At 69.2% G+C, this 22,739-nt stretch carries 18 protein-coding genes and 2 pseudogenes; 8 read left to right on the forward strand and 12 right to left on the reverse strand.

What is annotated here, in order from left to right; all coding sequences use genetic code 11:
* Nucleotides 1-169: 169 nt before the first annotated feature.
* Together ACH4TV_RS47320 and ACH4TV_RS47325 are read right to left on the reverse strand one after the other, a co-directional pair.
* Nucleotides 170-393 (reverse strand): annotated as a pseudogene (locus ACH4TV_RS47320) (Uma2 family endonuclease); the annotation flags it as partial.
* 51 nt (nucleotides 394-444) lie between these two features.
* Nucleotides 445-1,959 carry a hypothetical protein gene (locus ACH4TV_RS47325; protein ID WP_398407682.1) on the reverse strand — a complete coding sequence of 505 codons (1,515 nt, stop codon included), beginning with the start codon at nucleotides 1,957-1,959 and terminating at the stop codon, nucleotides 445-447.
* A gap of 758 nt (nucleotides 1,960-2,717) precedes the next feature.
* Between ACH4TV_RS47325 and ACH4TV_RS47330 the strand changes: the two genes are divergently transcribed.
* Entirely contained in the window at nucleotides 2,718-2,996 is a 279-nt protein-coding gene (locus tag ACH4TV_RS47330) for a hypothetical protein (RefSeq protein WP_398407683.1), read from the forward strand.
* Nucleotides 2,997-3,170: 174 nt separating this feature from the next.
* Here the strand turns inward: ACH4TV_RS47330 and ACH4TV_RS47335 are convergent, their stop codons facing one another.
* Nucleotides 3,171-3,602, reverse strand: a complete 432-nt coding sequence (locus tag ACH4TV_RS47335) for a YybH family protein (RefSeq protein WP_398407684.1) — start codon at nucleotides 3,600-3,602, stop codon at nucleotides 3,171-3,173.
* A 519-nt stretch (nucleotides 3,603-4,121) separates the two neighbouring features.
* On the opposite strand from ACH4TV_RS47335, the gene ACH4TV_RS47340 reads away from it, so the two are divergent.
* Both ACH4TV_RS47340 and ACH4TV_RS47345 read left to right on the forward strand, forming a co-directional pair.
* Complete coding sequence (locus ACH4TV_RS47340) at nucleotides 4,122-4,844, forward strand: hypothetical protein (RefSeq protein WP_398407685.1); 723 nt, start codon at nucleotides 4,122-4,124, stop codon at nucleotides 4,842-4,844.
* A gap of 5 nt (nucleotides 4,845-4,849) precedes the next feature.
* Nucleotides 4,850-5,101 (forward strand): hypothetical protein, encoded by a 252-nt coding sequence (locus ACH4TV_RS47345; protein ID WP_398407686.1) that lies wholly within the window; start codon nucleotides 4,850-4,852, stop codon nucleotides 5,099-5,101.
* Here ACH4TV_RS47345 and ACH4TV_RS47350 read toward each other — a convergent pair.
* Together ACH4TV_RS47350 and ACH4TV_RS47355 are read right to left on the reverse strand one after the other, a co-directional pair.
* Complete coding sequence (locus ACH4TV_RS47350; RefSeq protein ID WP_398407687.1) at nucleotides 5,096-5,908, reverse strand: alpha/beta hydrolase; 813 nt, start codon at nucleotides 5,906-5,908, stop codon at nucleotides 5,096-5,098. The two genes, ACH4TV_RS47345 and ACH4TV_RS47350, sit on opposite strands and share 6 nt — an antisense overlap.
* A gap of 348 nt (nucleotides 5,909-6,256) precedes the next feature.
* Nucleotides 6,257-6,418, reverse strand: coding sequence for a hypothetical protein (locus ACH4TV_RS47355; RefSeq protein ID WP_398407688.1), 162 nt, complete (start codon nucleotides 6,416-6,418; stop codon nucleotides 6,257-6,259).
* A gap of 136 nt (nucleotides 6,419-6,554) precedes the next feature.
* On the opposite strand from ACH4TV_RS47355, the gene tap reads away from it, so the two are divergent.
* Together tap and tpg are read left to right on the forward strand one after the other, a co-directional pair.
* On the forward strand, nucleotides 6,555-8,678 hold the full coding sequence (tap, locus tag ACH4TV_RS47360; protein ID WP_398407689.1) for a telomere-associated protein Tap: 2,124 nt from the start codon (nucleotides 6,555-6,557) through the stop codon (nucleotides 8,676-8,678).
* 3 nt (nucleotides 8,679-8,681) lie between these two features.
* Nucleotides 8,682-9,239, forward strand: a complete 558-nt coding sequence (gene tpg, locus ACH4TV_RS47365) for a telomere-protecting terminal protein Tpg (RefSeq protein WP_398407690.1) — start codon at nucleotides 8,682-8,684, stop codon at nucleotides 9,237-9,239.
* 153 nt (nucleotides 9,240-9,392) lie between these two features.
* Here tpg and ACH4TV_RS47370 read toward each other — a convergent pair whose 3' ends face one another.
* Nucleotides 9,393-10,103: an AAA family ATPase gene (locus ACH4TV_RS47370; protein ID WP_398407691.1), complete on the reverse strand. Its 711-nt coding sequence runs from the start codon at nucleotides 10,101-10,103 to the stop codon at nucleotides 9,393-9,395.
* Nucleotides 10,104-10,998: 895 nt separating this feature from the next.
* Here ACH4TV_RS47370 and ACH4TV_RS47375 point away from each other — a divergent pair.
* The 3 genes from ACH4TV_RS47375 to ACH4TV_RS47385 all read left to right on the forward strand — a co-directional run bounded on the left by ACH4TV_RS47375 (nucleotide 10,999) and on the right by ACH4TV_RS47385 (nucleotide 16,144).
* Nucleotides 10,999-11,499: a peptidylprolyl isomerase gene (locus tag ACH4TV_RS47375; protein WP_398407692.1), complete on the forward strand. Its 501-nt coding sequence runs from the start codon at nucleotides 10,999-11,001 to the stop codon at nucleotides 11,497-11,499.
* Between the two features lie 608 nt (nucleotides 11,500-12,107).
* Nucleotides 12,108-12,665, forward strand: a complete 558-nt coding sequence (locus ACH4TV_RS47380) for a hypothetical protein (protein WP_398407693.1) — start codon at nucleotides 12,108-12,110, stop codon at nucleotides 12,663-12,665.
* A 908-nt stretch (nucleotides 12,666-13,573) separates the two neighbouring features.
* Nucleotides 13,574-16,144 carry a hypothetical protein gene (locus tag ACH4TV_RS47385; RefSeq protein ID WP_398407694.1) on the forward strand — a complete coding sequence of 857 codons (2,571 nt, stop codon included), beginning with the start codon at nucleotides 13,574-13,576 and terminating at the stop codon, nucleotides 16,142-16,144.
* Between the two features lie 425 nt (nucleotides 16,145-16,569).
* Here the strand turns inward: ACH4TV_RS47385 and ACH4TV_RS47390 are convergent, their stop codons facing one another.
* From ACH4TV_RS47390 to ACH4TV_RS47415, 6 genes and pseudogenes are all read right to left on the reverse strand, one after another.
* Entirely contained in the window at nucleotides 16,570-17,490 is a 921-nt protein-coding gene (locus ACH4TV_RS47390; RefSeq protein ID WP_398407695.1) for an alpha/beta hydrolase, read from the reverse strand.
* A gap of 151 nt (nucleotides 17,491-17,641) precedes the next feature.
* A complete protein-coding gene (locus ACH4TV_RS47395) occupies nucleotides 17,642-18,229 on the reverse strand; it encodes a TetR/AcrR family transcriptional regulator (protein WP_398407696.1) in 588 nt (195 codons plus the stop codon).
* Between the two features lie 333 nt (nucleotides 18,230-18,562).
* Nucleotides 18,563-19,378 carry an oxidoreductase gene (locus ACH4TV_RS47400; RefSeq protein WP_398407697.1) on the reverse strand — a complete coding sequence of 272 codons (816 nt, stop codon included), beginning with the start codon at nucleotides 19,376-19,378 and terminating at the stop codon, nucleotides 18,563-18,565.
* A 378-nt stretch (nucleotides 19,379-19,756) separates the two neighbouring features.
* Nucleotides 19,757-20,225, reverse strand: a pseudogene (locus tag ACH4TV_RS47405) (ADP-ribosylglycohydrolase family protein); the annotation flags it as partial.
* 233 nt (nucleotides 20,226-20,458) lie between these two features.
* The gene (locus ACH4TV_RS47410; protein ID WP_398407698.1) at nucleotides 20,459-21,991 is read right to left on the reverse strand and encodes an MFS transporter; all 1,533 of its coding nucleotides are present in this window, start codon (nucleotides 21,989-21,991) and stop codon (nucleotides 20,459-20,461) included.
* Nucleotides 21,992-22,220: 229 nt separating this feature from the next.
* Nucleotides 22,221-22,388 (reverse strand): hypothetical protein, encoded by a 168-nt coding sequence (locus ACH4TV_RS47415; RefSeq protein ID WP_398407699.1) that lies wholly within the window; start codon nucleotides 22,386-22,388, stop codon nucleotides 22,221-22,223.
* Between the last annotated feature and the right edge of the window lie 351 nt (nucleotides 22,389-22,739).

A 22,739-nucleotide genomic window follows, 5' to 3' on the forward strand; every position in this document is an offset into this window, starting at 1 on the left:
TTCGGCCGCCCGACACAGGCAGCCGATCCAGCCGACGTACCTCATCCACCTCGATCTTGAGAAGCCGGAAGACCCGGAAGGTGCGAGCGTGGCCTACTCGAGGGACCCCCTTCAGCGGTTCCGCGCCGGCTCGGTGCTGACTGCCAGTGCCCCTGCCGGGGCACCAGCCGGCCCGCGGCCGTGTGAGCTTGCCAAGATCCAGGCCGGTTTCGAACGGCACGCAACGCTTCAGCGTGCCCCGGAAGATACCGGCGGGCGCCCAGAGGGCCGGTCTGTTCGTCGAGTTCGTAGACGTGGACGACGGGACCGCCGCTCTCGTCCTCGATGCAGCGCATTGGTGCGGATGCCTGCTTCCGCGTACTTGCGGAGCTTGACCGAGCGGTCCCTGGCTGCGCAGGTGAGAACGGAGAACGTTTGTAGATGAGTTGCAGGAGCCGCCGCTTGTCACTGATGGCTGTGTCCGCCCGACGGCGAGGTGGCGGTGTCGTTGAGGCAGCGGTCGAGCAGTGCGTGCATGCGGGGCACGGGGAGAGACGGGTTGGCCGCGGCGCCCTCTGCGGTGCGCGAGTCAGCGAGGAGGGCATCCAGGGCTTCCGGCGTCAAGCTCGGGTTGGCAGCAGCTGCTCGGCACACCGACTCGTCGGGGTCTTCCACCGGGGCCTCGGTCAGGGTGGGATCGGCTGCGGCCAGGGCCCGTACGTCGGGATCCGGGTGGCCGATGAGGTGGGCCCAGCCGGTGCGGGGGAACGCGGGCAGGGTCAGCAGGTGCGGTCGGTGGGCCGGGCGAGTGACGAAGACATCCAGGAGGAGGTGTGGCGGAGCCAGCGGGTGGTGGCAGGCCAGCAGGATCCGTACCTCCTCGTCGTCGTCCTGTGCGAGTGTCGCGGCGAGTTCCGCAGCCAGGCTGGGGAAGCGCGCCGCGACCCGACGGAGCACTGGTTCCTCGGACACCGCGCAGGCGGCGAACCAGTCGGGCGACGGCTCGCCGGTCGGCTCGGTGATCGGGCAGGTGCAGTCCGGGCCGTGCCCGATGACCCTGTCGATCGCCCGGTATTCGGCCCAGGTACGGGGGAAGGGGTGGAGGCTTGCGCGCATCCGCACGTCCTCGTCCGGGTCCTCCCTCAGCTCCGCCACCAGGTCCGGTTCCAGGTCGGGCCGGGTGGCGACCAGTCTGCGGATCTCTGCATCGGGGTGGCGGGCGAGCCGGGCGACGGCGTCGGCCGGGGTGTGGGGATTCCAGGTCAGAGGGTGCACCGTGCCGTCCGCGAAGCACTGCTCGACGAGCACGGGGGACAGGGCACACCTGCCGAACACGAACGGCTTACCGCGGGAGCCGTAGGACGGCAGCCTGGCCTCCACCCGTTCCGGATCCAGCACCCAACTGTGCTCCTGCGCCGCCTTCCGTACCGCGGGGTCGGGGTCGTCGAGCAGAGCCTCCCGCTGTGCGACGGTGAGCGACTGCCACTCCCAGGTGGCGCGTTCACGGAGCCCTGGGTGCTCGTGCACGGCCATGGAGTGGTGGAACGACAGAGGGATCTGCTGGGAGGAAATGAGCTCCCCGACGATCTCGTTCGCGGTGAGCGTGCCGTCTTCGCCTCCGTCCCGGGCGGTCAGGAGGGTGACGAGGATGTCGTCCGGCAATGGCCGGACCCATCGCGGGCGGAGATGGGCAGGGGTGCCGCCGGCGAGGCACCCGCGGACAATCCCCGACGGGTCCGTCGCCAAGGGGGCTAGTCGTGCGGGGTCGATGTGCCGGTTCCGCGCGAGTGCACGGCGGATCACTCTGTCCGGGTGGTTCAGGGCCGCGTCGATGACGGCGTCGGGCAGGTCACGACCTGCGCACATCAGCAGGCCGGCCTCACCGGCCGCTGGATCCACCAGGCGTATCAGTACGTCGGAGGGCGCCGCCGGATTGAAGGCGATGCCGCGCAGCCACGGTTCGTGCAGAGACTCGGACACCGCGTCATCCTGCCACCTCGCCTCCTGAACCGGACCGCCGACAGTTACCGCGTCGGCGCTTACCGGCCTCTGTGTCCGCAGGGCTGTTGGACCACGTGGCGCGGGCCTTGCCCATCATGCGCACGCTGACCGTACGCGGCACAACGCCAGGCTCCGCATCCACCCCCGCCGGGGTACTCGCGACATCCGGGGCAAGTCAAGCAACCGGGCGTTGCTGAAACTCGGCTCCATCGTCTCCCGTGCTCACAGGGTGTTCTCGCTCTTGGGTAACAAACGCTCTCGCTACGCTACTGGCCGACAAAGCCAGGTCCCGGTGTGCGGAGTCGGGTGAGGCAGCCTCGATCACGAGTCGCGCGCGGCCGACCCTGACATCGGCGGGCACCTGCTTCATGAGAGCGACGGTGAAGATGACGACGAGCGGGCCGTGCCACCACCGCTGGGGACATCAGAAGATGAGGGCTCTGGTTGCGAGAGTGTGCCCCGCTGGGAATCCAACGTACACAGTCCGTGTCGGTGGCAGCGTCCACCGTGCTGCTGCTCTCCGGTGCCGCTGGATGGCGCGGACGCCCGGTCGGAGTACGGCCATGAACTGGACGTCCTGCATCTGAAGGGCTGGAGCGGACGTTGCCCTCGGTGTGCGCACGGTCGTAGCCCACTCCTGGCTGCTCATCCGCCTCGACTGATGGACGGCCTCGGCGAGTTGGCGTACAGACACGACGGCACTCGCGCTCCTGCTGATCCTCGACGTTCGCGTAGGCGTGATCATCCTGCTGATCGTCTGGGGCATGGCGTATTCGGGAATGCCGGTCGTCCTGCAAACCCTGGTCCTGCGCAGCGGGGGGAAGAACGGGCAGGCGGCTGCGTCGATCTACGTCCTGGTGTTCAACGCCTCTGTCGCCATCGGCGCGCTGGCGGGCGGCGTGGCCATCGACAGCCACGGGCCGGCCGCACCGATAGTGGTCGGCGCGGCCTTCTGCGCGGTGAGCGTACTCGCGAACGTCACGACAATCCGGGGTACCGCGGCCGACCGGAGCTGAGCGATTTTGGCGAGGTCCACTGATGACATCCTCACTGCTCGCGACCAGGAGACCACACCATGCTTGGCGGTCAGTCCTTCAGCCGGAGATGGGTGTAGCTCCGTCGCAGTGATGGTGCTCATCAGGTCGTAAGTCTGGCACGCAGGTGGCTTGGCGTCCCTTGGAGTCTCCTGGTCAGGACGCGATCGCGCCCGTCGCGGTCTGAGCGAACGCCCAATGGGAGTGAACGATGCGCCACTCGCCGTCGATCAGCCGATAGGCCTCGGTGGCGTTCCACGCACGGAGCTGCTGCTCATCGCCGTTGTCGTCGAGCACGTACGTGTCGAGGTTGTAGGCCAGGACCGCGAAATCACCGCTGTCGCTGACGTTCACGACGGGATTGAGGTACTCGTTCCGCACGATGTGCGGGTTCGAGTAGATCGACTGGATGTGAGCGATGACCGCGTCACTACCCACGATCAGTTCCTTCAGAACCGGATCGAAGTAGCTGATCTCCTCGGCGTAGTTGTCCAGGTACCCGCGGTTGTCGCCCACGCTCCACCGCTCGTTGAAGGACTTCTCCAGCTCAAGAACGGTCTTGCCGATCTCTTCCTTGTTGACGCTCATTCCGTTTCCCTTCATGGACGCTGTGGCCGGCCGCGTCGACCCGGTGCACGTGTGCACTCCCGGCGCCGAGCGGCACCGGCCGCCCCGCTGTGGCGGCCTCACCAGCAACTATTCCCCAGGGTCCGGCGCTCAGGACCGTGGCCGGCGGACTCGAGATGGTCATCAGCGGACCCTGAGGTGCCGGGGGCCACACGCCGGGCGGTGGGCCTCTCCGTTCTGGGCGCGTACCTTCAGGCATCGGATGACATGTCAACAATGCTACCGAAAGATGGACGTTGATGTGTCAAGCAGTAGGAGGTTGCCGTGAACCCGAGCGGCGCCGTGCAAGATGGAGCGACCCTGATGCCCTTCTGCGAGGAATCGGCAGGTTACCGCCGTCGTGCCCCTGTGGCGGGCGGCCGAGTTGTTCGGCCTGGCCCCCGCCCCGGCCTCCGGTGAGTCGGGCGTACGCGGCGCGGATCTCGGGCGAGGAGCCACCAGGTGAGTTCGGTGGCCGCCTGTGTCGCGCGACGAGCGAAGGTGCCGCGGAACCTGCGGCGCACAGCCGTGGGCTTGGCCGCGACCGTGCTCGTGTACGTCGTTCTCCTCGTGGCCTCTGCCGGCACGGAGCCCTTCCCCGCTGGCGGCTTCCTGTGGTCCGGCGCCGAGCACTTGCGCCCCCGGGCGGCCTCCCTCGCGGATGGCGCCCTGGCGTTCGGACACGACACCGGGCAGATCCTCGTCTGGATCCATACGATGGCCCAGTGGCCGCTGCTGGCCCTGGCGCTGCTCTGGCTGGCCCGCCGGGACCCGGCCGTCTACGCGCGCCTGGCTCTCGCGCTGCTGTTGACCGCCACGGGCGGACTGGCCGTCTTCGCCGCGTCGCACAGCCGGCCGGACCGCGAGGCATCCCTTGGCCATGACTATCTGGCGCTACCCGGTGTAGGCACAAGCGCGTATGTGCTGATTGCGATGGCCGTGGTCACCGCGGTCACGAGGGCCCGAATCCGCACCGCTGTGCTGCTGGCCACCCTCACCACGACCGCGGCGGCGGTACTGGCCACAGACCGCCACCTGCTCGGCGCGCTGCTCGCCGCGGGCGCCCCGCTGCTGGCGTGGTATGCCGCGGGGCGGTCTTTCGACCGGCATGGCGCGCGGCACGGCAGGAGCGGGAAGGGCCACTTGGCTTCGGCCTCGTCCCGTGCCGAGCCGTCGCGGTCCTGGTCCGCCGCGGAATCCACGCCGGTGCGGCAGGCGGGCTGACGGCCATGGACATCGGTCCTCTGATCGAAGCCGCCGGATGGTGGTCGTCAGCTGTCGTGTTCGCCATGACGACCGCGGAGACCAGCGCCTTCCTCGGCAAACTGGTACCCGGGGAGACCGCCATTCTCCTCGCCTCCGCGATCGCGGGGCGCGGCGACCTGAACGTGCTGCTGCCCAAGGCCCTCGCCGTGGCCGGCGGTGTCACCGGCGAGAACCTGGGCTATGCACTGGGCCACTGCGCATCAGTCAGTTCATGACATCGCACCACAAGACGCGCCTGTCCCGCCCCACGCCGATCCAGCCACCCGGCAAGAGCCCTCAGACACGGCCTGGCGCAGATGTCGGGCGAAGAACTGGGCCGCGGCGTCCCCCGCGAACTGCGGGACGCCGGTGTGCCCGCCCATATTGGCGTGCAGGGACTTCTCCTTGGAGCCGAAGGCGTCGAACAGGTCCAGGGCCGCCTGCCGGTCGTTCCCTTCGTCGTCCCACTGCAGCAGGACATGGAGCGGAATGGTGACCTGGCGGGCCTCCGCGAACACGGCGCGAGGTACGAAACTCCCGGCGAAGAAACCGGCGGCCACGATGCGCGGCTCGACCACCGCAAGGCGAACGCCGATGGAGATCACTCCTCCCGAGTACGCGACCGGGCCGCCGATCTCGGGCAGCGACAAGAGGGCGTCCAGGGCGGCCTGCCATTCCGGGACCGACCTCTCGACCAGCGGGAGGATGAGGGCGTCGACGATCTCGTCGCCGACCGGCTCGCCAGCCTCCATAGCCCGGCGCAGGTCGGCGCGGGCCTGCTCGGCGGCGGCCCAACGCGGCCGGTCACCGCTCCCAGGGAGCTCGATGGTGGCCGCGGCAAAGCCATCCGCCGCGGCGTGCCGGGCCCGCCCCGCCAGCCGGGGGTACATCTTGTGCAGTCCGAGCGGGGGGTGGCCGAGCAGGATCAGCGGCACTGGTGCGGATGCGGATGTGGGCGTCCACAAGATGCCGGGGATCTCGCCGAGGGTGAATTCGCGCTCGAGGACACCGCCATCGAGACGCTGTTCAGAAGTGAAATGCATGGTCGTGCCTTTCGGGAGTGCACAGAACGGCGCTCCCGGACGACCTATCGCCCGACCGTGACCCCGGAGGAGAGCACCCACGTCGATACGTTCACGGGTACCACCTCCTCGATCTCTCGCACGGTCTACGGGAAAGTAGCAGTCGGCGCCGTGGTCCACCAACCAGGTTTTCGCGGAGGCTCCATGACCGGATGCCGCGGGGCCGAGGGCAGAGACGGACAGCGTCACAAGATCAAGGACCTCGGCCGGGTTTCCACCACATGCTCGTGCTCGCCGCTGTTCCGCGCACCGTTCAACATCCAAGTACGTGACGGGAAGAGCGACGCTGCCGAAGTTCAAAGAGCCCTGTCAGCGGGAGACTTCGCGGATCGTGAGGACGAGCAGGCCCCTCACCGACGCGGTTGTCCACCTCGGGTCGGTACGGACCTGGCCGAGCATGCGCCAGTTCCTGAGGTGGGCGAAGCCGTGCTCGACCGGGGCCCGGGCGGCGGCGAGGTCCTTGCTGGACAACTTCTGGCCGCAGATCAGGGGCCGGTTCCGGTCGTCCGCGGGCGCTTTTATCCCAAAATTCAATCCGATCGGGTTAAAGGAATGGGGTAAATGTAGGGGGTAAGGCTGCTAGTGTTCATGGTGGAGGTAGACGTAAATGGCAACTGAGGAAGAGCTGTTCGCGAATATCGACGCTCTGCTGGAGGAGGAGCCGCAGCTCCCGCCCCCAGCGGAGCGTGCCCGGTTGCGTGAGGCCGCCGGCATCACCCAGGCCCGTCTCGCGGCCGCACTGAAGACGACGACGCAGACGGTGAAGAACTACGAGAACGGCCGTACGGAACCGAAGTCGCCGCGACTGGAGGCGTACCAGCGGCTGCTGAACGCATGGGCGGCGAAGTACCCCGTCCACGTAGCTCCCGCCCCGGCCCTCGCTCCCCAGCCGGAACGCGAGCCGGTTGCGGAGACGTTCACCGGCCCGGCCACGCCCGAGACACCCGCTGTGGTGGAGACGGCCCCGCCCCGGGCCCCCGCCGCCCCTGCCGCGCGGGAGCGTCCTGCCGCCCGCCCGGTGATGTCGCGCCCTCCGGGCGCGAAGAAGGCCGCCCAGCCCGCCGTCGACCCGCGGTTCCCGCACGGTCCGCTCGCCGTGCTGGACGGTGACGGCTGTGCGTACGGCGTCGGCGGCATCGTGCTCGACTGCCCCGCTCGCACGGTCCCGGAGCTGGTGGAGTGGACGCTGCGCGAGTCCGGCCTCGGTGCCGCGAAGCTCAACCGCTACGGCAAGGACTCCGATCCGCTGATCGTGCTCACCGCCGCGGCCGCCGTGAAGCTCGGACTTCCTGAGCGCCTGGAGGGCCACGAGCAGCGCCGCTCCCTGCGCCTGCCCGAGAACCATCCGGTGGTCAAGCAGGTCGCGAAGGCGAAGTGGCAGTTGACGCAGCGCGGATTCGGTCCGTGGGCACGGATCTACCGCAAGGCCCAGGGACGCGAGCGGCAGTGCGTGCAGCTCGCCATCCTGTCCTGGGACGCCCTCGATGAACGGTCCTGGCCCGGCGTCGCGGACATGGAGCCGCCCGACATCGCCCGCGTCCTGGGTGTGTACGCGACCCGCGTCATCACCCCGCGCGGCTCCACCGCCGTGTCCGGGCTGGAGTTGATGACGGCGATGCGCCCGCCGACGAAGGCCGTGCAGGACCCGGAGACCGGGAACTGGGTGTCCGGCTACAACGCGGGCTCGCTCGGGACGGAGCCGATGGACCCAGCACCACCGGAGGCCACCGCCGAACACCCCGTCGTCGTCAACAGCGGATGGACCGGCGGGTTCCTCAACGAAGAGGCATACCAGTGGGTGCGCTCAGTGGATCTGCTCAGCGGTGCGGAGTGCGCGCTGCCCTTCGCGGTCGGCCTGGACCTCAACACCGCCTTCCTCGCCGCCTCGGCCCGCCTGGTCGTCGGCCTCTCCGACCCCGACCATTTCCACGCCCCGAAGTTCAGCCCGAAGATCCCCGGCTCCTGGCTGGTCGACCTCTCCCACATCGAGCTGGACCCGCGCCTCCCGTCGCCGTTCACGCCGGACGGTACCCCGCCGACGGGCCCGGCCTGGTACCAGACGCACACCGTCGCCTACGCCCAGGAGCTCGGCCACGACGTCCACCCGATCGAGGCATACCTGCGGCGCGAGACCGGCGCCTACCTGGACCCGTGGCACGACCGGCTCAAGACCGCCTACGTCGACACCCTCGCCGACCTCGGTGTCACCCGGGACCTGGACGACCGGACCTTCCTCGCCGCGATGGAACAGCTGGGGCAGGCCGACCCGGCGATGGCCGCCGTGCTCGCCGCCATCAAGGCGACCGTGAAAGGCGGCGTCGGGAAACTGCGCGAGCGCCCGCAAGGCAAGTCCTACAAGGAGGGCGAGCGGTGGCCGGCCCTTCAGCGGCCGACCTGGCGCCCCGACATCCGCGCCGCCGTCATCAGCAAGGCACGGGTCAACATGCACCGCAAGCTCAACAACATGGTGAAGATGACGGGTCTGTACCCGCTGGCTGTGCTGTCCGACTGCGTCGTTTACCCCTCGCCTGGGGAGAGCCCGCTGGACTTCCTGCCGTACGCGACGTCCGGCAAGGCGCAGCCCGGCGGCTTCCGCCTCGGGCCCTCGCCGGGCCTGGCCAAACTGGAGGGCGTCCAGTCGATGCCGTGGGCGGTCGACCTGATGGAAAAGGGCCTCAACCCGGCCCGCCACATCAAGGGCGGCGACGCCGTCCTGGACGAAGGGGAATAACCGGTGGGCGAGATCGACGACGCCATCGAGCGGGCCGACCAGGAGTCCTTCACCCGCCAGCCACCGAAGACGTTGAAAGGCCAGGTCGGCTACCTGATCAAGCAGTTGGGCAGTGCAAAGGCCGTCGCGCAGGAGATCGGCGTCACCGCAGACTCCGTCAACCGGTACCGGCGCGGCGCCCGCAAGCACGCCCGCGCCGACGTCGCCGCGAAACTCGATGACGCGGTACGGCAGCGGTGGCAGCCGCAGGTGCGCAAGCGCCGGCAGAAGCAGGCCGCGGCCTCCGGCGGGATCACGGTGGAGACGAGGGCCCGGTTCGGCTACACCGCACCCGTCGGCACGACCGACGACGGACGGTTCAGACGACTGACCGTGCACCTCCCCCCGGCGTACGCGCAGCGCCTGTTCGATGCCCGTAACACAGGCGCCAGCGACCAGCACATGCGGGGAATTATTGCCGAAGGGTTTAAGGAGGTCTATTTCCAGGACGGCGGAGGGCGCGCTACGGGACTCTCAGACGTCGAAATCAATGAAATCGACTACCTCGATCTGGATTACTGATCAGGAACGGAATGCATGACCGCTGCACACTTGGCGGGTAGAGCGCTTCAGTTGGTGGGTCTGGGTGTTGCGGGTGGCAGGTTCGGGTCTTCAGGGCGGGCAGGGTCTACCCCGGCAGGTATGTTGCCGAGGTGATAGTTGAGGGGGACGCTCCTACGGTTCGATGATGTGTCGCAGGTAGGTGTGTGGGTCGGCGAGGTAGCGGCGCCAGTGATCCACGACGCCGAGCTCTCGCCAGGCGACGCGCCGTATGCCGTGCTCGCCGATCTCCAGTATCTCCGCGCCCGGCAGGGCGGTCAGGAGCGGGGAGTGCGTGGCGCAGATCACCTGGCCGCCGTCCTTCGTCAACCGGTCGATGTGTCCGATCAGTTCGAGGCACGAGGAGAACGAGAGAGCTGCCTCCGGCTCATCCAGGACATAGAGCCCGGTGTGGAGGAACTTCCCCCGGAACGCCGCGAGGAAGCCCTCGCCATGGCTGACCGAGTCCGGCGAGAGCCCCTCCCGGTCCAGGGCGTCCAGTGCGGTCTCGGCCCGCAGGAAGAAGCCTTTGCGGGCCGACCAGCTGGTGGCCATACGGCGCCCGTGTGGGGCCGCGTCGAACCTCATCCGCTCGCCGAGCGCCGACTTGCCACGCGGGGAGGCGTAGCGCCAGTCGTGGGAGCCGCCGTAGGAGTCCAGGCCGAATCCCTCCGCCAGCGCCTCGACCAGGGTCGACTTCCCCGAGCCGTTCTCACCGACCAGAAAGGTCACCGGTGCGGTGAAGCGCAGCCCTTCCTTGAGCAGCTGCCGGACGCAGGGCACCGACCAGGGCCAGGTGTCCTCGTCGTACGAGGAGAGATGGGCATACGCGCGTTCGACGATCACTCGACCAGTGTCGCCCAGGATTCGGAAGGCGTACGTGGCCCCTCAGGTGGACGGCGCCTGCACCTCTTGCTCGTTGCTGCCGTGCGTCCGGTCGGTTGCGCAGCTGTTCCCCTGCCTGTCGAGGCGGCTCCTCAACGTCCCCGCAGCTGAACTCTGAGGGTCGCGTCCCGCGAGGTGGTGTAAGCGATCATGCGCTTCGCCTTCCGGTACCTGGCTCGCGATGATCTCTCCGTTGGCGCGGCACGCGAAGTGGCTCGGTCAGGAGCCGGGAGTGCCTCAGCCAGTCGAAGTACCCGGCGTGACCTGTGAGTTCCGATCCGTTGATCGGCTACACCACCTCGCGGGATGCGACCACTCTGAGCGTCCGGGTCCGTGAAACTCGCGACCTGTAGCACTCTCCACGAGTAGGTCGTGGATCGGACGGCAGGCGCCGCGGTGACGCCCGCGGCTGGCTGGTGCTGCCCGCCTTGCGGGCGGCTGAGTGTGCCTCCTACCTCTCGCGGGTGTGACGTCGGTCGGCCCGGCGTGTCGCCGGTGTGAGGGATGAGGCGCCTCGGGCCGTCGTGGTCGGCCCGGTGGCCGGCTTCGGCTCCGGCTGGGCCGTGGTTAACGGCTGCCGTCTTCGGGGTGCGAGGGCGCTTTCTGGTCGCCGAGGTTGTCGCCGGTGTCGGTACGGGCTTGATGCCGGTGTGGCGAGTGTGGTCGGTGCTGTCCGGGGGTGGCGTCGGTACCGGTCTCCGTCACCGGGTCGGGCGGTGCCGGTGTGACGTTCAGGGTGTCCCCGGGTGCTGGCCTAACGGCTGGCGCGGGAGGCAACGGGTGGCTACGGGTGGTGTTGGGGCTGCCGGGGGTGCCGGATGCGGTGGGGCTGTCTGCATGGTGGAGAATCGCTGCCATGAGTGAGAACGTCTATTTCCAGGTTTCCGCGAACGGTGAGGACCTCGGCCGTATCGTCTTCCGGCTGTTCGACGATGTGGTGCCGAAGACCGCCCGTAATTTCCGTGAGCTGACCACCGGCCAGAACGGGTTCGGTTACAAGGGTGCCCCGTTCCACCGGGTCATCCCCGAGTTCATGCTGCAGGGCGGTGACTTCACCAACGGCAACGGCACGGGCGGCAAGAGCATCTACGGTGAGAAGTTCGCCGACGAGAACTTCCAGCTCAAGCACGACCGGCCGTTCCTGCTGAGCATGGCCAACGCGGGTCCGGACTCCAACGGCTCGCAGTTCTTCGTCACCACCGTGGCGACCCCGTGGCTGGACGGCAAGCACGTCGTCTTCGGCGAGGTCGTCGAGGGTGCGGACATCGTCAAGACGATCGAGGCGCTGGGCAGCCGTTCCGGCGCCACCGCGAAGAAGATCGTCATCGACGAGAGCGGCGTCGTCCCGACCGTCTGATCATCGTTCGTCCGGGGCGCCCGAGCGCCCCGGACGGGTGTCCGCGTGCGCGTGCACCACAGCGCCCTGTGTCTTCCGGGTGCGCCAGGCTGTCCAGGGCTGGCGAAGGGCGCGACACCGCGGGGGGAGAGGCCGGTCCGGGGCGGTACCGGCGCCCGGTCCTGTCCCGGGCGACGCCGGCTTCCGTCATCCCTGATCGGCTGCACCGCCGAGGAGATCTGCCGCCTGCCGGATCCTCTGGCACGTGACCGTTTTTCACCCGGTCGTCTTCGCCCGGTCTGTGTAGGGCCGCGCTCACCAGGCCGTAGCCGGTCGCATCCACTACCGACACCGCCGGCGGCAAGCTTCTGGGTGACCCTTGGCCTGCAGTGCATCAAGGACGGCTTCTTTGGCGTCCATGCCGACTGGAAGATCGACTACGGGCCCACGGATCACCTCCTGGCCAGGGTCTGGCTCTGCTGAGCGGCGGCCCGGCCAGGCTGGGGCCGCGCATGTTCGTGCAGGGGTGCGTGGGTTGCTGATCAGGGGTTTGGCCTTGTCGCGGCGGTGAAGCGGTTCCAGGACAGCCTCGTGACCTGCGAGTCCCGGCTGTCTGGGAGGCTGTGACCATGACGGACATCCCCCTCTGGCGTCGGCCCACCCGCGGCGGTTGGCGCGTCGAGGCCGGTGAGGCGCGCACCCACGTCGACGTGATCGACCCCTCCGGCCGAGTCCGGGCCTGTGTCGCCACGGAACCTGTGCAGAACTTCACGGGCTGGTTCGCCAAGCGGCAGAACGCGGTCATGAGCCGAGCCTTCGAGACGAACGGGCCGTCTCTGCCTGCTCGTGAACCCATCCGGATCACACTGCATCCGCCAGACGAGCAGGCCTTCGTCAGCGACGGCGCCGCGGGCGGTCGCCGTCAGGAGAAAACCGGTCGTGCCCTTGTCTACGGCCGGCGTTACGCGTTCCTTCACACCGGGGGACAGCGCGCCGACGCGATGCGGGACAGCATCCGGATCGCGTCATTCGTCAAACACGGCTTCCGCCCCCACGACGGCCACGTCAGCCGCGACGATCACTGTGTCTTGGACGAGACCGACGAACTGGTCCTGACTGTCTTCGAGAAGCTTCTGAGGCCCGGACGCCCCGGTGCCCTCTCCGACGCCCTCACCGACCTCAGCTGAACCGACTTGGCGGCGGCCCGGATGCCTCGCCGGATCGCAGGGACGCTCGGGAGGCGGTGAGTCTGCTGCCGGGCGGGGTCACCGACGTCGGCACGACGACACGCCGCGGTGACGCGTGGGTGGCATCCGAGGTGGCCCGGCAAGCGCTGTATGCCGGGATGAACCAGCTCACCGCTGTGCTCCCCGGACCACCGGAGGGGGAGCGGTGGAACGGGAGGCGGGCGGCGCGATCACGGCCACAGGGCTGTGTGCGGGCGAGGCCGCGGTGAGCGCAGCTCACACCGTGCTCTAGACCTCCATGGCCTGCTCGACGCCGAACTCCCGCTGGACCGCGCCCCGTAGCCTGTACGAAGCGTCCGTCACCGCCGTTCTCACCTGTGCGGATCCGCACCCGGAACCCCGCGGCTACGGGCAGATCGGCCTGCAGCTGACCGGGCGCGCGGGCGCGGTCGCCGCCGACGTTCGGCGCCGCGCCTGCGGCCTGGCGAAAGCGAGCGGCCGCACCGACCTTCGCCGGAGTCGTCCTGCGTGAAGCCGAAGGACGCCTGTCCGTACCGCTGGAGGGCGCTGCCCGCCACGTCCGGAACCGGGCCCGGCTGGTGCTCTCTGCGCGCGGCTGGACCGTCTCACCGCAGCCCTCCCAGCCGGTTTGCAGCTTCGCGGCATGCCGTCGCGTTCACTTGAGGTCGTCCTTCTCGTCCTCGTTGTCGGGGTTCTGTTCGTCGCCGTTGTGTGTACGGATTTCCCCGTCGTCTGTACCCGATGTGTCCGCCCGTTCCTCTTCCTCGTCGAGTGCACGCTCTTTCCTTCAACCACCCGTTGCCCCTGGGCGGTTGAGGGGATTGCTTTGCTGGATCATTGCCGCCTGTGTACTCCAGGGTTCAAGCAGCTGCTGTGTGATCACTGTTATGAACCTGAGTCACCCCCCAACGGGCGTACGGGCGGCTGTCCTTGCTGCCTGCGCTCTGCTCCTGGTCGCGGGCAGCGCCGATGCAGCCTCGCCCGCCCACCCCCACGCCCACCTCAGAACAGGCCCTATCGACCCCGCGAGGACCACTGCCGTCACCGCCCTGACCGCCCAGGACGACGGCGACGACGACGGTGGCGATGGCGATGGCGATGGCGCCGACCGCGACGACCCGACGGCCGGGTTCGCCCAGCAGGCCCGTATGAAGACGGCCCCCGGCGACTCGATCGGACCCGGTGCGCTGGCCAAGGCCTACGCGCAGGCAGGGAGACTGCCGGCCGTGCCGACCCGGTGGTCGGAGGTCACGAACGTGCCGCTTCAGCAGGAGGACAAGGAGTACGCCGACCCGGTCGCCTCGAACTTCGGTTCCGGGTTCGGCCTCGTCAGTGGTCGGGTCTCCTCACTCGCCGTCGACGGGCACACCGTGTACGAGGGCGCCGCCGACGGCGGGCTGTGGCGTTCGGATGACGAGGGGCGTCACTGGAAGCCCCTGTCCGACCAGCAGCAGACCCTCGCCATGGGCGCCCTGGCCGTGAACCCCGCCGACCACTCTCTGTGGATAGGCACCGGCGAGCCCAGCAACTCCGGCGACTCCTACACCGGCCTGGGCATCTACCGCTCCACCGACCGGGGCAGTACCTGGAAGCAGGTGGGCAGGCGGATCGACGGCAGCATCGTCCCCCGCATCACCTTCGACGGCCGGGGGAACGTCTACGCGGCCACCAACGAGGGCGTCCTGCGCCGCGCCGCCGGCGACATCACCGCCGACTGGACGGTCGCCCTCGCCCCCGGCGACCCGAAGACCAGATGGTCCTCGGCCGCCACCGATGTCGCCGTACGCCCCGGGACCGGCGGACGGCAGGTGACCGCCGTGATCGCGCGTCAGTTCGTCGCAGCGGGCGACGCGAACGGCGTCTACGAGTCCGACGACTTCGGAAAACCCGGCACCTGGCACAAGGTCACGGTGACCGGCGACCTGGCCGACGTCACGCCGGGACGCTCGACCCTGTCGTACTCGGCCGACGGCCGTGAACTCTTCGCACTCGTCGGCGACGCCACGAACGGCAGCAGCGACGGCGACGTCTTCCGTTCGGCCACCGGTGACGCGGCCGGGCCCTGGACGACGGTCGCCGACGAGGACGTCCTCAAGGCATCGGGCGCGCAGAACAGCGACGCGGCCGGCGCCGCCTGGTACAACCAGTACGTCGCCGTGGACCCCGCCGACCCCGACCACGTGTACGCGGGCTTCTCCGAGGTGTTCGAGAGCTGGGACGCCGGGAAGACCTGGGCGACCATAGGCCCGTACTGGAACTACGGCCTGAAGTGCTACACCGACGGCCTGATAGCGGGCGGCTGCCCGATGACCACCCACGCCGACCAGCACGCCATCGCCCTCGGCCCCGGCCACCGCGTCTACTTCGGCAACGACGGCGGCGTCTACGAGCGCTCGGCGACCCTGCGTCCGGACCCCGAGCTGCCCTCGAAGGGCTGGACCAACCTCAACCAGGACCTGCGCACCCTCCAGTATTACGACGCCGCCTATGGGACCGACCCGGCGACCGGCGCCCTGTCCACCTGGGGCGGCACCCAGGACAACGGCAACGTGCTGAGCCTGCCCGGCGCCCGGGAGCTGTACCAGCCCTCGGGCGGCGACGGCGGCTTCGTCCTCGTCGACCCGGCCGACGCCGACCGCGCCGTCAACGAATACGTCGACCTGGACATGGAGCTGACCACCAACGGCGGCCGCTCCGACGGCACCACGCCCTCCTTCACCGGCATCTCTCCCGCCTGCGACTGGAACGCCGACCTGAAGGGCTGCGACCCGGGCCCAGAGTTCATCGCCCCTTACACCTCCGACAGTGCCGACGTGAACCACTGGGTCGCGGGCGGCCGTTACGTGTGGGACAACGCCGGCAAGGGCTGGGACACCCGCTGCACCGCCGACTCCTGCGACTGGACCGCCGTCCACGACACCGGCGAGGACCACTCCGTCACCGCCCTCGGCGTGAACGGCTCCGTGACCTACGCGGGCTGGGAGGACTGGAGCGGCGAGCAGTACGCCAGCGGCATCGACACCGACGCGGGCGGCACCTGGCACCGGCTCACCGCGCCGCTGCCGAACCGGTACGTCACCTCGCTCACCGTCGACCCGCACGACGCCCGCCATGTCTGGGCCACCTACGGCGGCTTCACCCGCTCCTACGTCTCCGGCGCGGGCGAGGGCCACGTCTTCGAGAGCACCGACGGCGGCACCACCTGGACCGACCGCACCGGCGACCTGCCGGACGCGCCGGCCGGGGCGCTCGCCCTGTGGCACGGTCACGTGGTCGTCGGCACGGACATCGGCGTCTTCGCCGCCGCGCCCACCGCGACCGGTTCGTACACGTGGTACCGGCTCGGCGGCGCCCTGCCCCATGCCGGAATCGTCTCTCTGGACGTCTCGCCCGACGGCGGACGCCTCCTGGTGGCGACACACGGACGCGGACTCTGGTCCGCGCAGGCGCCGCTGTAACGGGTCGGGGGCGGACATCCGGTTTTCGGGATGCCCGTCCCCGACCGCAGTCCTGTGGACGAGGCGCTGAGGGCGATCGGTCGATGTCATCTGCGCTGCGCGGGTATCGTACTGCGGCACAGCCGGCGACTAAACGTCGGCGGGGGAGAGGCCGGGGCGGGCACGATGCGGGCGTGCGGGATGCCGCCACCGGCCGGAGGCGTCGCGAGCGGTACCGACGCCGGCTCGGCTTCCGCCAGCGTGACGTTCAGCGTCTCCCGGCTGCCCCACGCGGCGGAGAACTACCGGCCTGTCCACGGATGCCGGGCCGCCCCGCGGCGAGCGGACCGGCGAACGCCGCAGCTGCTGCCTGGGTGAGGGTGGTGCGGTCGGCGTTCTGAAAGCGTTGGTCTGCCGTCAGTTTCGGTCATGGACGCAGGTCGGTGTCACAGTGCGCTCTTGAGCGCCTGTGCCTGCCGGCGCCAGAAGTCCTGTGAGATGTCGGCTTTGGGGAGCACGAGGTCGAAGCCGTGGAAGGCGCCGGGGATGACGTGGAGTTGGCAGGGGACGCCGGCGGCGTTCAGCCGGCGTGCGTACTCGATGTCTTCGTCGTGGAAGAGGTCGAGGGTGCCGACGCCGATCCAGGCCGGTGGCAGGCCGGTGAGGTCTTCGCGGCGGGCTGCGGCGGTGTAGGGGGAGACGTTGGGGCCGGCGACGGTGTCGCCGAGGTAGGAGGACCAGGCGTAGCGGTTGCTCTTGGGGGTCCAGAGGCGCACTTTGAGGGTGTCGAGGTCGGTTCTGGTCGTCGTGCGGTCGTCCAGCATGGGGTAGAGGAGCAGTTGGAACGCCGGGCGGATCTCGCCCCGGTCGTGGGCGAGCAGGGCGAGGGCGGCGGCGAGTCCGCCGCCCGCGCTGGCACCGCCGATCGCGATGCGGTCGACGTCGATGTGCAGGTCGCCCGCGCGCTCGACGAGGCCGCGCAGCCCGGCGTAGGCGTCCTCGACCGCGGCGGGCGCGGGATGGTCGGGACCCAGTCGGTAGCGGACCGCGGCGACTGTGATGCCGAGCTCACGGACGAAGGCGATGTTCGTACGGTCGTCCTGCTCGGGCGCACCGAAGATCAGCCCGCCTCCGTGGATCCAGAGCAGCGCCCCAGCCGCTTCCTTCAAACCGGCCGGCTGGAACACACGGAGCGACACGGACGGCGCGCCCTCCGTGCCGGGCACGGTGATCTCCTGGACCGTGACGCCCGGCCCCGGATCGGTCGGACGCCACTTCACTTTCCGCACGAGGCGCGACGTCAGCCGCCCGTAGGACACCTTGGGGATGAAGCGACCTCGTGCGAGATCGGGGTGGAAGACGCTCATCGGGCCCTCGTTCTTTCCCCTCATCGAGGGTGTACGGAATCGTCTGGCCACCCGGCGGGTGGCCGGCGTCGGGAGTGACGTGGGTGCGGTGGGCGGGGGAGCCGCCGGCCTTGTTCGGCCGGACGGGCTTCTGATCGGCACGGATGGCGGTTCAGCTGTGCTGCTCGGCGTCCAGGAGTGCGAGGGCGTTGTGGATGCCCTGTTGGAGGAGTTGGTCGGCGAGTTGCTGGTCGGTCAGGGCGCGGGAGAGTTGGAGGGTGCCGGCGAGCATGCCGAGGAGGCTGAGTGCCTTCAGGCGTGCCGAGGACGGGTCGTGGGGTGCCAGGCGGGCGGCGAAGCCGTCGATGAGGACCAGGGCGCCGTCGGTGTAGGCCTGCCTGGTGGGCTGTGCGGAGCGTGCGATCTCGTCGAGGAGGGCGGCGTTGGGGCAGCCGTCGTCGATGGTGTCGCGCTGCTCGGGGGAGAAGTACCAGCGGATCATCTGTTCGAGGCCGGCCCGGCCGGGCGCTGCCTGCGCGACGATGTTCTCGTGCTGGGCGCGCATCTGGTCGGCGACCGCGCTGGCGACGAGTTCGTCCTTGGAAGCGAAGTAGGCGTAGAGGGTGCCGTTGGTCAGGCCGGCGTCCTTCATGAGCGTGGCGACTCCGGAGCCGTCGATGCCGTCCCGCTTGAGCCGGCGGCCGGCCGTCTCGATGATGCGCTGCCGTGTCTCCTGCTTGTGTTCCTTCGTGTACCGCACGGTGGGTTCCTCCGTCGCAGCCGGGGCCTGTGCCCCCGGCTGCCGCTGGTCGGGTCGGTGTGCCGCGCCGGCAAGGAGCGCCGGCAGGTTGATCCTCGCGGTCTGCAGTTTCGGGTTGTGGGGTTCGGGGGCTGCGCCGTCGGTGATGTACGGCCGGTCGCCGCGGGCCGGCGGCGTGGCGTGGCGCGGCTTCGGCCTCTTGCCGGTTGGCCGCTGCGCCGGTCGCCTTGGCGGCGACGGCGGGGTCGTCGCCGTCCTGCACCGCCTGCGCGATCACCTCGTGGACGAGGTGTCGTTGTTTTCGGGTGGGTTCGGGGGCGCGAAAAGTGGGCGTCAGTTCGGCATCCGGTTGAACCTGCGGACGATGCGGTCGAAGATCCGGGCGGGAAGGACGCGGTGGAACACGCTGATGCCGGCGGCCGTCGAGCCGGCGGTGCGCCGCAGTTTCGGGTTCTTGCCGGTGGCCGCCGCGAGGATCACCTTGGCCACGGTGGTGGGATCGTCGCCGCCGCTGAGGTTCTTCGCCAGCACCTCGTCGAAGGTGCGCCGTCCCGATGCGTAGAGCGGCATGGGGGTGTCGCCCTGCACGCTGTGGTCCCCGAACGGGGTGTTGATCGGGCCGGGCTCGACGAGCAGGATCCGCACGCCGTGCTCGCGGACCTCGTGGTCCAGCGATGCGGAGTAGCCCTCGACCGCGTGCTTGGTCGAGGTGTAGATGGCCATGAACGGGCTGGGGACGAACCCGCTGAGGGAGGAGACGTTGATGATGCGTCCGCTCCGTTGGGTGCGCATGTGCGGCAGAACCGCCTTGGTCATCCGCATGATGCCGTAGACGTTGACGTCGAAGACCTCCTGCGTCCGGGCGACGGAGAACTCCTCGGCGGCGCCGTTGGCGCCGACGCCGGCGTTGTTGACCAGGACGTCGATGCGCCCGAACCGGTCGATCACCTGCTTGACCAGGGAGGCGACCGAGTCGTCGCTGGTCACGTCGAGGTCGAGGTAGGTCACCCCGGCGGGCGCGGTGACCCGCGCGGTGTTGCGAGCGGTTCCGATCACTTCGAAGCCCGCCGCGGCGAGGGCACGGGCCGTCTCCTTGCCTACCCCCGATGAGGCACCTGTCACGAGTGCCACCGGCCGAGTTGTCGCCATCACGAGCTCCCTTAGATTTGAGTTACGCCCGTATGTCTTACGGTCGTATGTCTTACGTTCGTACGACCATACTGTGATCGTCGGTCGGTGGCAAGTGGTCCGCCGGTGATTCGGGAGAGGGGGGAGACGTTGGGGTGCTGTACGGGACGGCCGCACCCCCTCCTCGGTGGGCTGTCGCTCCAGGGCCGGGGGCGCGCAAAAGCTATGAGCGGACGACGGGCCGGAACCGGCGGCTGCTCTTGTGTACGCAGCACCTTTTGGTCCACTTTGCTTATTTTTCTACCTAAATGCCTGCCTGGCTACCGAGCTGGTGAACCGCGAGTTCCGGTCCTGCGTGCACCGCAAGAGGCCCTCACCGCCAGAAGGCAAGGGGTGGCCTGCCGCGCGTATCGCATCTTCGAAGCTGGGTGGTGGCGCGCGGGTCACAGACGGCGGAGCCCGGGCAGGGCCGGACGGCACCGTTGAACTCGTTCGCCTGATCGGGGTGCCGGTCGGGCACGAGGACGGCGGCGTAGCGGCCTCGGTGGTCGCAGTGGAGGAAAGCCGGAATGTCTGGGAGCGCGGTGAGGGGGTCGGTGTCCTCGAACGTGAGGCGGATGAGTTCGTGGAAGATCGCGGTGCCTTCCCAAGCTGCCCTCACCGTGGGGGAAGGCCGCGATGCGGTGGCCGCGTTCATGGTGGCTTCTTGGCCGGCGGCCGCGAAGTGGACCGCGGAGGTCGATGTCCGCATCAAGGAGTCGCTTCCGGCTCGTCGTCGGCCGATCTGGAAATGGGTCGTGGCGGCGAGGTCCTGGGGCATGCCGTTGGTCAGGACGTTTTCGGTCTGCGGGCCGATGTCCTTCGGTTCGGGCCGCTTGAGCTGCCGTCGGCTCTGCGCAGGTCATCTGCAGCCAGGGAATGTCATGGCGGGCCCTGGGGGCCCGGACACGGGTCAGCCCCGGCTCCGTCGCTCTCGGAGCCGGGGCTGGCCCTGCATCGTGTACGGCGAGGCGTCCCCACCCCGCGCCGTACACGAAGTACGGGAAGTGCCCGAAGTGATCGCAGTACCCGAAGTGCCGGGCGTACCCGGTGTACGGGCCGTCAGTGGGCGATCACCAGGATCTTCGCTTCGTCCTCGGCACCCTGGCCGGAGGCCGGACCGGCTTGCGGCTTGCCCGTGTTGATGAAGGTGAAAGCGACCGTCGCGGCGAGCACGAGGATGCCGACGGCGAACCAGATCGCGTTGGTGTACCCGTGCACCTGGCCCTCCAGCTGGACCAGCTGCTGCTGCGCCTGGGAACCGACGCCGCCGATGTGGTCCTTGGTGTACGCGGTCGTCGCCGAGGCGGCGATCGTGTTCAGCAGGGCCGTACCGATCGCGCCGCCCACCTGCTGCGAGGTGTTGACCATCGCGGAGGCGACACCGGAGTCACGCGGCTCGACACCGTGCGTGGACAGGGAGAGGGCGGGCATGAACGCCGTACCCATGCCGAGGCCGAGCAGTACCAGCCCCGGCAGGATGACACTGGCGTACGAGGTGCCGATCTCCAGCTGGGTGAGGAAGAGCATGCCGGTCCCGGCGACCAGGAAGCCCGGAGCCATCAGCAGGCGCGGGGGAACGCGGGTCAACAGGCGGGTGCCGATCTGCGTGGAGCCCACCATCAGGCCGCCGATCAGCGGCAGGAAGGCGAGGCCGGTCTTGACCGGCGAGTAGCCCAGCACGAGCTGCAGGTAGTAGGTCAGGAAGAGGAACAGACCGAACAACGCGATGATCGCGAGGCCGAGGGAGAGGTAGACGCCTCCGCGGTTGCGCTCGGTGATCACACGCAGCGGCAGCAGCGGGGCCTTGACCTTGGACTCGGTGAAGACGAACGCGGCGAGCAGCACGACCGACGCGACGAACAGGCCGACCGTCGTGGAGTCGCCCCAGCCGTCGGACTCGGCGCGGGTGAAGGCGTAGACCAGTGTGACCAGACCGAGGATGGACAGGACGACGCCCGGGATGTCGAGCGGCGAGCGGTTGCGGCTGCCGGACGGCTCACGGATGACCAAGTACGCGCCCGCGGCCGCGATGACCGCGAACGGGATGTTCACGAAGAACGTCCAGCGCCAGTCGAGGTACTCGGTGAGCAGGCCGCCGAGGATGAAGCCCACGGCGCCGCCGCCCCCGGCGATCGCACCGTAGATGCCGAACGCCTTGGCGCGCTCCTTGGGCTCGGTGAACATCACCGCGAGCAGGGAGAGCGCGGCGGGCGCGAGCAGCGCGCCGAACGCACCCTGGAGGGCACGGGCGCCGAGCATCGTCGCCTCGTTCGTGGCCGCGCCGCCGAGGGCGGACGCGACGGCGAAGCCGATCAGACCGGCAACGAAGGTGCGCTTGCGGCCCCACAGGTCCGCGATACGGCCGCCGAAGAGCAGCAGACCACCGAAGGCCAGGGCGTACGCCGTGATGACCCACTGGCGGTTGCCGTCGGAGATGCCCAGGTCCTGCTGGGCGGACGGCAACGCGATGTTCACGATGGTCGCGTCCAGCACGACCATCAGCTGGGCGAGCGCGATGAACGTGAGCGCTTTCCAGCGGTTGGAATGGGAGTCGGCTGCCGTCTTGGCGGTGGCCTGAGCTGTTTCAGACATGGGGATACCCACTTCGGGACTTCGTGGCGAAAAGCGAGGAGAGAAGTGCAGAGAGACAAAGCTGGAGATGAAGACCGAGACAGCGAGACGTCGGGACATCGAGACAGGGACGGCTCGTCATCGTCGACGGCCGAAAGCGTTGTACGAGGTGGTTACTGGTGACGACTACTGACCGGCGCCGAGCGCTGAGCGCCGAACCAATCGGTATCGACCTGACCGACCGGATCAGTCACGCTCGTCGCATGTCCTCCACGGTCACGGCCGATCCGGGCAGTACGGAGCGGGCGGGTGCCCGCAGACCGTCCAGGAGCATCTGCAGATGACGGTGCACGCAGCGGCCGATGCCCTCGCACTCGGTGCCTGGCAGCGGCCGGGTGAGCCGGCTGACGGCGACCATCAGATCGCCGGACTCCACATCGGGGGCGCAACTGCCCGGCCTCTCGGGCGGGCTGCGTCATTTGCCCGACCGGTTCCACCAGCCGATCGCGTGCGACGAACAGATCGGGGTGGTCCTGGTCAAAGTTCTTCGCGAGCATCGGACACAGGGTGCCGATCCGCTCGTCCGCCGCCATGTGTACGAAGCCGCTCAGCGCCCGACCACGCGCTACTACGGCACATACAAGTCGGCGGTTCACTGTCTGTAGATCTCAGCTGGGGAGTTTGTTGCTCTTGCGGATCTGTCCGTCGAAGACTGCGGTGGGAAGGATGCGGTGCGCTGTGCTGACGAGCCGGGCTTGTCGGCCGGCGG

It is taken from the genome of Streptomyces sp. NPDC020898 (assembly GCF_044333925.1).
Taxonomy (GTDB): domain Bacteria; phylum Actinomycetota; class Actinomycetes; order Streptomycetales; family Streptomycetaceae; genus Streptomyces.

Excerpts from the sequence above, each read along its gene's own strand:
- ACH4TV_RS47335 (WP_398407684.1), bottom strand. The coding sequence starts at position 3,602 with ATGAGCGTCAACAAGGAAGAGATCGGCAAGACCGTTCTTGAGCTGGAG.
- ACH4TV_RS47345 (WP_398407686.1), top strand. The coding sequence starts at position 4,850 with ATGGACATCGGTCCTCTGATCGAAGCCGCCGGATGGTGGTCGTCAGCT.
- ACH4TV_RS47350 (WP_398407687.1), bottom strand. The coding sequence starts at position 5,908 with ATGCATTTCACTTCTGAACAGCGTCTCGATGGCGGTGTCCTCGAGCGC.
- tap (WP_398407689.1), top strand. The coding sequence starts at position 6,555 with ATGGCAACTGAGGAAGAGCTGTTCGCGAATATCGACGCTCTGCTGGAG.
- ACH4TV_RS47375 (WP_398407692.1), top strand. The coding sequence starts at position 10,999 with ATGAGTGAGAACGTCTATTTCCAGGTTTCCGCGAACGGTGAGGACCTC.
- ACH4TV_RS47380 (WP_398407693.1), top strand. The coding sequence starts at position 12,108 with ATGACGGACATCCCCCTCTGGCGTCGGCCCACCCGCGGCGGTTGGCGC.
- ACH4TV_RS47385 (WP_398407694.1), top strand. The coding sequence starts at position 13,574 with ATGAACCTGAGTCACCCCCCAACGGGCGTACGGGCGGCTGTCCTTGCT.
- ACH4TV_RS47390 (WP_398407695.1), bottom strand. The coding sequence starts at position 17,490 with ATGAGCGTCTTCCACCCCGATCTCGCACGAGGTCGCTTCATCCCCAAG.
- ACH4TV_RS47400 (WP_398407697.1), bottom strand. The coding sequence starts at position 19,378 with ATGGCGACAACTCGGCCGGTGGCACTCGTGACAGGTGCCTCATCGGGG.
- ACH4TV_RS47410 (WP_398407698.1), bottom strand. The coding sequence starts at position 21,991 with ATGTCTGAAACAGCTCAGGCCACCGCCAAGACGGCAGCCGACTCCCAT.
- ACH4TV_RS47415 (WP_398407699.1), bottom strand. The coding sequence starts at position 22,388 with ATGGTCGCCGTCAGCCGGCTCACCCGGCCGCTGCCAGGCACCGAGTGC.